The sequence below is a fragment of the Bombella saccharophila genome (assembly GCF_026385475.1).
Taxonomy (GTDB): Bacteria; Pseudomonadota; Alphaproteobacteria; order Acetobacterales; family Acetobacteraceae; genus Bombella; species Bombella saccharophila.
Map to the genome: position 1 here is coordinate 727045 of NZ_JANIDW010000001.1, position 12324 is coordinate 739368.

Below are 12324 nucleotides of genomic sequence, written 5' to 3' on the forward strand. Positions count from 1 at the left end.
GGATGACCCCTTACTCTTATGCCTAAGCACTCTCATCACCCGGCTAAACGTCGTGATCCACGGCGGAAAACTATGCACCAAATTACGGCAGAGAATGATTCTGTTACGCTTAAGCGCAGCCTAACGGCTACCCAATTACTGCTAATGGGGGTTGGTACAACCGTTGGGGCGGGTGTGTATGTCATGACCGGTACCGCAGCAGCGGAGTATGCAGGCCCGGCCGTCCTACTCTCCTTCCTGATTGCCGCAGCGGCCTGCCTCTTTACTGCCTTTTGCTATGGGGAGCTTTCTTCAACCTTTCCTGTATCTGGCTCGTCCTATTCCTATGCTTATATCTCTATGGGTGAGAGAGCAGCGTGGAACATTAGCTGGCTCATGTTGTTGGAATATGGCATTTCCTGCACGGCTGTAGCAGCGGGTCTTTCAGGCTATATGAACTCCCTTCTGGGTATCTTTCATATCCAACTCCCCTTATGGCTAACCCACACCAGCCTACAACCTGTTCCCGGTTCCGAAGGTACGGCCCTAACAGCGGGATGGAGGCTCGACCTCATCGGGTTTCTCTCCGTCATTTTGGTGACGGCTTTATTAGCGCGAGGGGTGGAGGAATCCGCACGCTTTAACTCCCTTGTCGTCGCCTTAAAAATTGGTGTGTTATTCCTCTTTCTCATCATCGGGATAGGCTATGTCACTCCGGCAAATTGGACCCCTTTTATCCCCCCAGCTCAAGCGCATTTTCATTTCGGTGTGGCCGGCATCTTCCGGGCAGCCTCAATTATCTTCTTTGCCTATGGCGGCTTCGAGGCTGTCTCTACCGCTTCCTCCGAGGCACGCAACCCAACACGTGATATCCCCATAGGGATTATTGGTAGTTTGCTCATCTGCACCGTCATCTACGTTGCTGTGGCCGCTGTCCTTTTAGGAATCGTCCCTTACGCTAAGCTCGATGTGGCAGACCCCCTCGCCATAGCAACGCAAGTTATGGGCAAGCCGTGGCTTGCTCTCTTAGTTAATGGCGGGGCAACAATTGGCCTCTCCTCCGTGTTGCTTGGCCTGATGTATGGACAATCCCGCATTCTCCTCACAACAGGTCGTGATGGATTAATCCCCCGCATCTTTAGCGAGATACATCCCCGTTATCGCACCCCCGCGCGTGGAACTTTCATTATGGGTGGGATTATTGCCCTTATGACGGCGACCCTCCCTATTGATATTATCAGCGACCTCGTATCCCTCGGTACAGCTCTTGCCTTTGCGATGGTCTGCTTTACCGTCATTTGGCAACGCAATTACGCACCTGAAACTAAACGTCCTTTCCGCGTGCCTTTAGGGGGAATCCGCATCCGTGGTTTTTGGATTGGAATTACCCCAGTTTTAGGGATCATCTTCTGCCTCGTGATGATCCTCCCATTGCTCTTCAATATGATTCATGCCCTTCTAGGTGGTAATCCCGTACCCGTCCTTTTATTGGTGGGTTATCTTCTCGTCGGGGCCTTAACCTATCGTTTTTACGGCTATCATAATTCCCTCATGGCCCCATCACGCCCTCAAGGGCAAGGGACATCATCTCACCCAGAGTGAGCCTCACTCCCCGGCCCCCTATAGCTGCCCGGCGGGGGACAATGTATGGGGGGTGAGAGCAATGTGTCGGGGTCTGTTATGTCCAACTTTGCCCCTGTCTCGGGAGAGACAAATGCCACACGCCGCCGTGGCAGGGCTTGTGGGAAATGCTCCCGAATATGGGCAATAGCCTTCTCCCGAATATCGCAGCGTAAATCCCAGCTTTGCATCGCATTGCGCGCACTGGCAATGATACGCACAGAAATGGCTTGATCTGTACAATCAGCGACCTGAGCATCAAACACCTTACCGTCCCATAGGGGGCAGCCCCGCACAATTTCCCGCAAAACAGTGCGGATTTCATCCATTGGGGCGTCATAATCCAACCAAAGAAATACAACCCCTGTAATTGCTGCGGAATTATGGGTCCAATTCTCAAAACGATTTTCAAGAAAATAAGAGATAGGCACAATATGCCGCCGCCAATCCCAGACGCGCAGCACCACATAGGTGGCCGTTATTTCCTCCACCCAGCACCAATCCCCATTAATCACAACCAAATCTTCCATACGGATAGGCTGAGTAATGGCGATTTGTACCCCAGCGATAAGATTTGTAAGCAAGCCACGGGCTGATAAACCGACAATCAAAGACGCTGCACCAGCCGAGGCGAAGAGAGAGACCCCATATTGCTTCACCGAAGGGAAGAGCATTAACGCTGAAGCAACCGTAATAAGGCCTATCAGAATCTCCCCCAGCCGCCGCAATACTTTAATTTGCGTCTGATGGGCACGCGCCATGATGTCATCTGCATAATCTAGCCGCTCTAAGCGGTTAAGATACGCCTCTGACATCAAACGAAACGTGATAATAAGCGAAAAGCCTAATACTAATATCAATAAAAAGAACAAAAAGAGACGAAGGTCTTGCTCTTGCTCGTAAGAAAATCCTGTCGCTGCTGGCAAGGCCGTAATCAAAGCCAACAACGTAACCATAACCTGCATAGGACGCCGCAATGCACTAACGGTATTGCGAATCATCGCCCCACTACGGGTCCCTGGGATGCGTAGAATTAACGCACTGGCCCCATAGCCTAAATAAAAGGCCGCAAGCCCCACAATAACCAGCATCAACACTGATACGAGTGCAGGCGGCAACCATGACAGCGCACTGCTGAAGGTGAATAAAGCGTCTGTAAAATGCTGAGACAAAAAGGCGCATCCCCTACTGATAAGGCTAGGCTCTCGCATGAGGGAAAATAACAGGCCATCAAGCGAAATAACATAGAAAAGACGGAAAAAACGTAAAGCCACCCCCCAGAGTGTTGACTCCCCCACCAGCTTGCCATAAAAGCACACCCATCGTGAGCAGAGACTTGCGAAAACGTGATGGCGGCGTAGCTCAGCGGTAGAGCAGGGGAATCATAATCCCTTGGTCGGCGGTTCAAATCCGTCCGCCGCTACCATCTTCCTTCCTATATAATATAGTATGATGCACCCTCTACTCCGTCTTAGATAAAATGGTGTTGCGTGGTACTGCTCTAACTACTCTCAAACCAAATAAAAAAGCAGATTAGCTTAAAAAGCCAATCTGCCTTTACATCACCCCCTAAACTGAGGCTCTATCACTCATCATCATCCTGAGCCTCGGCCTCTTCCTCATGGCGTTCAGCACGTCTCCGCCGTTCTGTCGGGCGGCGTTCACTGCTGCTCGCTACAGGGGCAGAATCATCTTCATCCTGTTCCCTGCGCTCCCGCGCATCGCGGCGTTCTTGCCGTGCTTGCTCATAATTGCGCTGCCGCTCGGCACGCTCTTGCTGAGCAGCTTGTGCGGCTTGATTCATCGCATTCAAAACACGGAAATAATGCTCCGCATGTTGGAAATAGGCCTCCGCTTGCACACGGTCCCCCGTGCCGGTCGCATCGCGCCCTAGCTGAAGATATTTCTCAAAAAGCTGCTGAGCTGTGCCACGAATACGCAAATCCGGCCCGTGACTCTCGAACACATGGTTCCGGTTCAGAGGAATCTGACCATTATTGCCGCGGGACGTTCCCCCGCCCCCGCCTGCACGATGATGACGGTTCCTCATTCGCTTCATATTTTTAAACCCGCAATCTTTTCAAAACGGTGCATTAAAGCAGCTAATTCGTTATTTCTTCTCTACAGTCGGAAGAAACACCATAACGAAGAGGCAATGGACATCTCTACGCCATATCGCGCCTCTTTCTCTTTAACAGAGCGCAATCTACCAGGCATTAACGCATAAGCCAACTGCTTTCCTACGAAAAGGTAAGAACCAACGCACGTTCTATCCCTCCAAGGTCTTTCCGGCACGCTACACGCTTTAACCCCTCGGCCTCTGCCAATAAGGTTACGGCCTCGGCTTGGCCTATCCCTAGCTCTAAAATTGCACAGCCATCTTCTGCCAATAAATGCGGTAGGCTTTTGCATAAAGCACGATAGGCGGTTAGCCCATCATCTCCGCCATCTAAAGCACGATGTGGCTCATACTGCCGAACCTCCGGCATGAGCTGTGCCATGGCCTCATGCTCAATATATGGCGGGTTAGAGAGCACCACATCAAAAGGCCCCTTCACCGCCTCTGCCCAGCAGCCTGCGATAAAAGCGGCTCGCTCTGCTAAGTGATTCCGCCGCGCATTATGCTGGGCTAATTGTGCAGCTTGGGGTGTAATATCCACCCCCAATCCCCACGCTTGCGGATACTCACTGAGAGCAGCCAAGAGCAAACAACCCGTCCCTGTCCCTATATCCAGAATCGAGCGTACAGACTCACGCTCTGGCTTATGCGCCAATAACGCCTCAATTAGGCTCTCACTATCCCCGCGTGGGATGAGCGTCTCTGGTGAGACGGAGACATCCAACGTCCAAAAGCCCTGCTCCCCCGTGATGAAGGCCATAGGCTCCCGCGCACATCGCCGCTCCAGCGCGGTGGAAAAACGATCCACAGGTGCAGCCTCAATCTCCGTAAGCTGCATAAGCTCCAGCGGCGTACATTCACACGCCCAGCAAAGCAATAAACGTGCCTCAGCGCTAGCATCTTCAATCCCTGCGAGAGAAAGCCTCTCCACGGCGTGCCGTAAAAGGTCTATTTTACGCATAACATCATCTCCGGCGGCTCACCTGTCTTTTTTGGGAGGATAACATGACCATACGCCCGTACCTCCGTTCCGTACTCTTATCCTCTTTAGGCGGTTTCATCCTCACCGCCTCGGCATGGAGTGCCACAACACCCCCCATGCCCGATGGCCCAACGGGAGGGAGTTTTACCGTCCATGATGGCCGCGCCTCGGATGAATTATCCGAAGAATCACGCCTTTATGTAAATGGACAGCTTGCAGCGACCTTCCATCTCGACCTCGCCCATGCTGATGATTCCGCTATTATTCCACTCCCTTTAGGCCGGACGGACCTGCCTTACAGCCTGTGCGGTACAATCACCATTATGCGTGATGGCCATGCTGTAACGCACTCAGTAAGTGGGGAAGGCGTCCTCCATAACCCCGATGGGCATTATTACGAAGCCATCGGCACAGAAGAGTTTAAAGATTTCTTCTTGATGGATGAGGATGACCCCACCGCCGCTGAGCATCGCAATGGCCCTTCCTCCCGCTGTATTACCTCCAACAGCTAATCGCGACCATTAAGGCTGGCCAATTTCCTCCGCCAAAAGGGCCATCTGCTCATGATGGGTGAGCGCATTGACAATCTCACCAAACTCTCCGCTCATTACCTGAGCAATCTTATAAAGGGTCAGATTGATGCGGTGGTCCGTCACGCGCCCTTGGGGGAAATTATAGGTCCGAATCCGCTCCGAGCGATCCCCCGTCCCCACTTGGGACTTACGATCTGCCGCGCGGTTCTCATGGGCTTTTTGGCGTTCTGCCTCATAAAGACGAGCGCGCAAAATCTGCATTGCCTTGGCCTTATTGCGGTGCTGGCTCTTTTCCTCCTGCATCGCTACGACAACACCCGTGGGTAAATGTGTGATACGGACAGCACTTTCAGTCTTATTCACATGCTGTCCCCCTGCACCGGAGGCACGATACACATCAATCCGTAAATCTTCCTCATTTACCTCCACATCCACTTCTTCCGCCTCTGGCAGAACAGCGACTGTAACAGTGGAGGTATGTATCCGGCCTTGGCTCTCTGTCGCAGGGACACGTTGAACCCGATGCACACCAGATTCATACTTAAACCGTGCAAACACGCCGCGCCCTGTGATGGTCGCCATCCCCTCCTTCATGCCAGAAAGTTCACTCTCTGTGAGGGACATGACCTCAAAACGCCAGCCGTTATTTTCAGCAAAACGGCGATAAGCCTCAAATAATTCTGCAGCGAAAAGAGCCGCCTCATCCCCACCAGCAGCGGGTCGAACCTCTAAAATCGCGCTACGCTCATCAGCATCATCGCGAGGGAGCAGTGCAAGCTGCATCGCCTGCTCCAAAGCGGGCATTTCCGCCTCGACCTCTTCTAACTCTTGCTGAGCAAGCTCTTTCATCTCCGGATCTTGCAAAAGGCTTTGCGCCTCTTTGAGACGTTTCTGCCCCTCTTGCCATGCCCGAATCGCCGCAACAGGCTCCTCCATCGCCGCATAATCACGCGATAGACGGGAGAAAGCCTCTCCCTCCACCTCACCAGAGGCCATGAGAGCCTGCAATTCCTCAAAACGAGCAATAATCAGCTCTAGCTTATGCTCAATCGCCGTGCTCATGAGTTCCGAGCGCGCTCCAAAGCCTCAACAAGCTGCCCAATGGGGACTTCCTCTTGCTCCCGTGTGGCCAGATGACGCAACTGCACCACATCACGAGCGAGGTCATCATCACCGAGGAAAAGAACATGAGATGCCCCGGATTGCACAACGCGATCCATCCGCTTCTTCATATTCCCTCGCGTCTCTATCGCAAGGGAGAAACCATGGTCACGCAATGTGCGGGCAAGAGACGCCGCCTTGAGCAAGGCTGTATCTCCCATAGGAAGAATCGCAACATCGCTCACCTCCTCCGCAGGGGGGGCAATTAATGCCGCAAGACGCTCAATCCCCGCAGCCCAACCGATACACGGCACGGCAGGGCCGCCCATCTCCTCCACTAATCCTTCATAACGACCACCAGCCAACACCGTCCCTTGTGCGCCCAATTTATCCGTGACGAACTCAAAGACTGTATGGCTGTAATAATCCAACCCACGCACAATGCGGGGATTCTCCACAAATGCGACGCCAAAAGCCGCTAAGGCCGCCTTCAACTCCTGCCAGAAATGACGAGAATCCTCATTAAGGAAATCATCAAACGCAGGGGCATCCGCTAAGAGGGCTTTATCCTGCTCGGCCTTACTATCCAAAATGCGCAAAGGATTCAGCGCAAGCCGTGCCCGACTCTCTTCCGAGAGACGCTCTTCATGCTGACGAAAATAAGCGACCAGCGCCTCCCGCCATGCCATACGGCTCGCTTTATCGCCCAGCGTATTTAGCTCCAGCGTAAGGTCACCACCCAAGCCAAGCGAGACCAGAAAATCCCGCGCCATGGCGATAATCTCTGCATCCCGAAAAGCACTCTCCGCCCCAATCAGCTCCGCCCCAATTTGATGAAACTGGCGAAAACGGCCTTTTTGTGGACGCTCATAACGGAACATCGGCCCCGTATAGAAAATCTTCTGCGGGAGGGCTTGCGTCAACGCATTGGAGACTAACGCCCGTGCAACCCCCGCTGTCCCTTCTGGACGTAAGGTGAGGCTCTCACCACCGCGATCCTCAAATGTGTACATCTCCTTAGAGACAACATCCGAGCTTTCCCCTAAGGAGCGCGCAAAAACGGCCGTGTCCTCAAAAATAGGCGTTGCCCATTGGCGAAAACCATAGCGGTGGAAGATTGTCTGCCCAGCGTCAATCACCTGCTGATGGCGGCGCATATCCTCGCCTAAAAGGTCCTTTGTCCCGCGCGGGGGTTGCAAACGTGCCATTAATGTGCGGCCTTCTCCGCTGTGCCAGCCTCTATCGCTTCCACGCGTGCTTCTACCAGCTGGACAATATGCTCAATCATATTCTCAGCAGGCATTGTATGGTCCTGCTTACCCGCAGCATAGACCATATGGCGACCAGAGCCACCGCCCGTCACCCCAATGTCGGTCATCAAAGCCTCACCCGGGCCATTAACCACACAACCAATGATGGAGAGTGTCAACGGTGTTTTAATATGCTGCAACCGATCCTCCAACGTCTGGACAGTTTCCACCACATTAAAGCCCTGCCGCGCACAAGACGGGCATGAAATAATCTTCACCCCACGATGACGCAGACCAAGGGATTTGAGAATATCCCACCCAACCAGCACTTCTTCCTCTGGAGGGGCAGATAGTGAGACACGCATCGTATCACCCACGCCAGCCCAAAGGAGATTACCAAGCCCTAGTGCGGATTTCACCGTCCCAGCACGTTTAGACCCGGCCTCTGTAATGCCAATATGAAGCGGATGATCACAACAAGCAGCAAGCTGCTTATAGGCTTCCACCGCCATAAAGACATCCGAAGCCTTCACGCTGATTTTAAACTCATGAAAATCATGATCCTGAAGAATCTTCGCATGCTCTAACGCACTTTCGACAAGGGCTTCCGGCTTTGGCTCACCATATTTCTCCAATAGGTGACGCTCCAAAGAGCCAGCATTGACCCCAATACGAATGGAACAACCATGATCACGCGCTGCCTTTACAACCTCGCGCACACGCTCCGCACTGCCGATATTCCCCGGATTAATCCGCAAACAAGCGGCCCCCGCCTCGGCAGCCTCAATAGCCCGTTTATAGTGGAAATGGATATCCGCAACGATCGGTGCGTTTACCTCTTCCACAATGGTTTTTAAAGCCTCTGTGCTGGCAACATCAGGACAAGATACACGCACAATATCCACGCCAGCTAACTCAGCTTTGCGGATCTGAGCAATTGTACCTTCAATATCCGTCGTGAGTGTATTGGTCATGGTCTGCACCGAGACCGGCGCATCACCACCAACGGCAACATCACCAACATAGATCTTCCGTGACTTACGGCGCTCAATATGCTGATAAGGACGTAAACTGCTCATTAAAACCTCTCCGGGTCGCCAGTCTGCGACCCATGATTAACCTACTTGCTTTAGGGAAAAGCAAGCACAATACGCGGCGACGTTTATTAGTGCCCCTCTGGCGTGGGTGCTGCCCCTGTTATAACAGAGCCATAACCATAACGACCTTGTGTTATGGCAGTAGCATCAACAACCAGATTCCGAACAACCCGTCCACGCTGCCCTAAAGGTGCGCTTACAACATTCCCTGTCTGAAAAACAACACCCCCCGCATTACCACAGGTGATGCGATAACTCGCTCCGGCTGTCCCCTGCCATGTTTCGCCCGGTTTTAGGAGACGTGACACTAGGACTTTACCCGTTGCATCACTGATCTGCACCCAGCTATCCTCATGGGCCACAATTGCCACCGTATTTTCATCAGATGAAGCAGCCGGTTGTGCCTGAACAGGAGCAGCTGGCGGTTGCACAGCCTGCTGAGCAGAAGGAGGGGGCGGTTGCGTTACATCCTGAGATTGGACAGACGGCATTGGGGCAGGCACCACAGGACCGCTAGACTCAGCAGCTTGGCCTTTCTCAAGTGATGGATGCGCGGCATCCTGACCGCCCATATGGTCCCCTGCTACATTATTAGGCTCTGCCCCCGGTGAGATGACCTCCGGTGCGGGGGCGAGGTCAGGGGTATCTTTTGCAACATTATCCTGCTTCGGCCCCTCATCCTGCGTTGTACTCGGCGCTGTGACCTGCGGCAAAGGAGCGGTTTGGTCCCCCCCTACGGAGCCTGTCGATGTCTCTCCTGAGGACGTCGCAACAGCCCCACCCTCTTTATGATCTACAGGCTGAGCATCATGACTATCAGCCACATGCGCCGGTAAAAGAGACGAAGCAAGTTCCCCATGGGAGTAGAAATGATACCAGCCGGCATATCCCCCAATTATAACAACTAGCCCAACACCTAATAACCCCCACAACCCAGCGGAGCGTCCCTCGTGCGGGCCGGGAAGTTCTACTTGGACAGTTTGCCGTTTAGGGACAAAGGAAGCCAGCTCTCGCTCGGCCTGCTCCATAATACTCGCGACATCAAGCTCCAAAAAATGAGCATAACTCTTGATGAAGCCAAGAGCATAGACTTTATCGGGCAGCTCAGAATAACGCTCCCCTTCAATCGCTTGTAAGGTTGCACGCCGCATTTTGAGATGCGATTCAACCTGCTCTAAGCTCCAACCACGCTCCATACGCCGGCCCCGTAAACGGGCACCAAGTGTCACAGATGGCTGTCCGGCTGTATTTTGTCCCGTTGTCGCTTCTGTCATGCCCACTTGCTCCCTTTACTTGCCCCACTTCACTGCTTGATGAATGATCCAATAGTCACCCTATGTCGATCAACCTCGGTTTGGATGAAGCCGCCTCTCACGTTCTTGCAAAGCTGTAACAGCCTGCTCAACCAAAGTCGCAATAATATCAGCAACGGGGCGTATTTCCTTAACCATCCCGACAGATTGACCTGCCATCATCGAGCCATTTTCGACATCGCCTTCAATCACAGCGCGGCGTAATGCCCCAGCCCAGAAATGCTCTATCTCTAATTGTGCGGCTTCGCGCTCAATCTGACCTTTACGGAAACGCTCGATCACATCAGCCTGATGAGCCATAAAATGACGTGTCGCCGCATTAGCCAAGCCCCGCACCGGTATAACAGGGAAACGCTCATCCAACTGCACAGACATCACAGCATCACGCGCATTACCACGCTGAAAGGCCTGTTTAAAACGCTCATGGGCAATACTCTCTTGCGATGCCGCAAAAATCGTCCCAAATTGGCCGCCAGCCGCCCCTTGCTCCAGGTACGAAAGAACCGCATCCCCGCGCCCCAATCCACCAGCAACAAAAATTGGCACCTCGGTGATATTCGGTAATATCTCTTGAGCAAGAACATTCAGCGAGACAGGGCCAACATGCCCCCCTGCTTCAGACCCTTCAATCACCAGAGCCTCAATCCCCAGCTTGACCAAGCGTTTCCCCAAGGCCAAAGCTGGCGCAAAACCTATAGCCCGTGCCCCACCATCACGCACACGGCGGATTGTTGCCCCACTTGGCACCCCGCCTGCCAATACAACGTGACTAACCTTGCGGGCCAAGCACACATCCACCAACGCATCCAACTTCGGATGCATCGTGATGAGATTCACACCAAATGGTTTATCCGTTAGCGCCTGAGTAGCGACAACCTCTTCTTCCAAACGCTCCGGCTCCATCGCCCCACAGGCAATTACGCCAAAGCCCCCCGCGTTGGAAATGGCAGAAACCAAATTCCGCTCACTTACCCACGACATCGCTCCACCAAGGATAGCGTAGCGACTTCCTAAAAAATCGCACCCTGGCTTCCAGAGCTGGTCTAACGTCGCACGTGCCTTCATCTCTTCACTCATGCCTGTACTCCATCAGGCGCATCCAACCCATAAGCTGTGTGCAACGCACGCATGGCCAGCTCCATATATTCTGCATCAATGAGAACAGAAATCTTAATTTCACTCGTAGAAATCACCTGAATATTAATCCCTTTCTCCGCCAATGTACGGAACATCGTCGTCGCCACCCCCGTATTGGAGCGCATGCCTACGCCAACCACACTAATTTTAGCAACATTATGAGACGCACTTAATGCCCCATAACCAATATCTGCCCGCATTTCCTCTAAAATCTGGCTAGCCCGAGCAGCATCCCCTTTCCCTACGGTAAAGGTCATATTCGTGCTACGATCCGCCCCAATGCTCTGGACGATCATATCTATATTCAAACCTGCTGCCGATAAAGGACCAAAAATTCGCGCAGCGATGCCGGGTTCATCTGGCACTTGCCGAATGGTAATTTTCGCATCATCCATAGAATAAGCGATCCCGGTAACCAGCTTTTTTTCCACGCTTTCGTCCTCATCTACAACTATCGTCCCGCTCTTATCATCTGTTTCGACAAAAGAGGACAGAACGCGCACATGCACCTTCTCGCGCATGGCAAGCCCAACGCTGCGTGTTTGCAGCACCTTAGCCCCTACAGAGGCAAGTTCTAACATTTCCTCATAGGTAATACGCTCTAACCGACGCGCTTGCTTCACAATACGCGGGTCTGTCGTATAAATCCCATCCACATCAGTATAAATATCACACTGATCCGCCTTAATCGCCGCAGCTACAGCAACAGCGGATGTATCAGACCCACCACGGCCTAATGTGGCAATACGCCCATGTACATCCACCCCTTGAAAGCCAGCGATAACTGGCACTACCCCTTCATCCATACAGGCGCGCAAAGCACGCCCCTCCACATCTTCAATCGCAGCACAACCATGTGATTCATCTGTCCGTAACGGGATTTGCCACCCCTGAAAGGACCGTGCTGGCACCCCAATCGCCTCCAAAGCAATGGCTAACAAACCACTCGTCACTTGTTCACCAGTCGCTACCACAGCGTCATATTCAGCAGGATTAGCCTGCGGGTCGAGGTCGCGGCAATAGTGCACCATTTGGTTCGTCACACCCGACATTGCCGAGACAACCACAGCCACACGCTGCCCACGCGCACGCTCTTTTTTAACTTTCTCTGCCACAATGCGGATACGCTCTAGGTCTTTAACGGACGTACCGCCAAACTTCATTACGACTGTACGCGCAGCACCCTGAAAAGG

Annotated in this window: 11 protein-coding genes and 1 tRNA gene; 3 read left to right on the forward strand and 9 right to left on the reverse strand. The window is 52.9% G+C overall.

What is annotated here, in order from left to right; all coding sequences use genetic code 11:
• The first annotated feature begins 18 nt into the window (after positions 1–18).
• The gene (locus tag NQF64_RS03235; RefSeq protein ID WP_099027111.1) at positions 19–1581 is read left to right on the forward strand and encodes an amino acid permease; all 1563 of its coding nucleotides are present in this window, start codon (positions 19–21) and stop codon (positions 1579–1581) included.
• Here the strand turns inward: NQF64_RS03235 and NQF64_RS03240 are convergent.
• Positions 1569–2771 carry a mechanosensitive ion channel family protein gene (locus tag NQF64_RS03240; RefSeq protein ID WP_099027259.1) on the reverse strand — a complete coding sequence of 401 codons (1203 nt, stop codon included), beginning with the start codon at positions 2769–2771 and terminating at the stop codon, positions 1569–1571. The two genes, NQF64_RS03235 and NQF64_RS03240, sit on opposite strands and share 13 nt — an antisense overlap.
• A gap of 179 nt (positions 2772–2950) precedes the next feature.
• On the opposite strand from NQF64_RS03240, the gene NQF64_RS03245 reads away from it, so the two are divergent.
• Positions 2951–3025: transfer RNA gene (locus tag NQF64_RS03245), tRNA-Met, on the forward strand.
• A 159-nt stretch (positions 3026–3184) separates the two neighbouring features.
• Here the strand turns inward: NQF64_RS03245 and NQF64_RS03250 are convergent.
• Both NQF64_RS03250 and prmC read right to left on the reverse strand, forming a co-directional pair.
• A complete protein-coding gene (locus NQF64_RS03250) occupies positions 3185–3658 on the reverse strand; it encodes a DUF4167 domain-containing protein (RefSeq protein ID WP_266106439.1) in 474 nt (157 codons plus the stop codon).
• A 181-nt stretch (positions 3659–3839) separates the two neighbouring features.
• Positions 3840–4679, reverse strand: coding sequence for a peptide chain release factor N(5)-glutamine methyltransferase (prmC, locus tag NQF64_RS03255; protein WP_266106440.1), 840 nt, complete (start codon positions 4677–4679; stop codon positions 3840–3842).
• 44 nt (positions 4680–4723) lie between these two features.
• On the opposite strand from prmC, the gene NQF64_RS03260 reads away from it, so the two are divergent.
• Positions 4724–5212 carry a hypothetical protein gene (locus tag NQF64_RS03260; RefSeq protein WP_266106441.1) on the forward strand — a complete coding sequence of 163 codons (489 nt, stop codon included), beginning with the start codon at positions 4724–4726 and terminating at the stop codon, positions 5210–5212.
• Between the two features lie 9 nt (positions 5213–5221).
• On the opposite strand, the gene prfA is transcribed toward NQF64_RS03260, so the two are convergent.
• From prfA to NQF64_RS03290, 6 genes are all read right to left on the reverse strand, one after another.
• Complete coding sequence (prfA, locus tag NQF64_RS03265) at positions 5222–6295, reverse strand: peptide chain release factor 1 (protein ID WP_155573272.1); 1074 nt, start codon at positions 6293–6295, stop codon at positions 5222–5224.
• Positions 6292–7542 carry a histidine--tRNA ligase gene (hisS, locus tag NQF64_RS03270; protein WP_266106442.1) on the reverse strand — a complete coding sequence of 417 codons (1251 nt, stop codon included), beginning with the start codon at positions 7540–7542 and terminating at the stop codon, positions 6292–6294. The genes prfA and hisS overlap by 4 nt, the downstream gene beginning before the upstream one ends.
• Positions 7542–8663 carry a flavodoxin-dependent (E)-4-hydroxy-3-methylbut-2-enyl-diphosphate synthase gene (gene ispG / locus NQF64_RS03275; protein WP_099027117.1) on the reverse strand — a complete coding sequence of 374 codons (1122 nt, stop codon included), beginning with the start codon at positions 8661–8663 and terminating at the stop codon, positions 7542–7544. Before ispG ends, hisS begins: the two co-directional genes overlap by 1 nt.
• 86 nt (positions 8664–8749) lie before the next feature.
• Entirely contained in the window at positions 8750–9955 is a 1206-nt protein-coding gene (locus NQF64_RS03280; protein ID WP_266106443.1) for a RodZ domain-containing protein, read from the reverse strand.
• 69 nt (positions 9956–10024) lie between these two features.
• A complete protein-coding gene (locus tag NQF64_RS03285; protein ID WP_266106444.1) occupies positions 10025–11071 on the reverse strand; it encodes an NAD(P)H-dependent flavin oxidoreductase in 1047 nt (348 codons plus the stop codon).
• The gene (locus NQF64_RS03290; protein ID WP_266106592.1) at positions 11068–12294 is read right to left on the reverse strand and encodes an aspartate kinase; all 1227 of its coding nucleotides are present in this window, start codon (positions 12292–12294) and stop codon (positions 11068–11070) included. Before NQF64_RS03290 ends, NQF64_RS03285 begins: the two co-directional genes overlap by 4 nt.
• Positions 12295–12324: the final 30 nt, after the last annotated feature.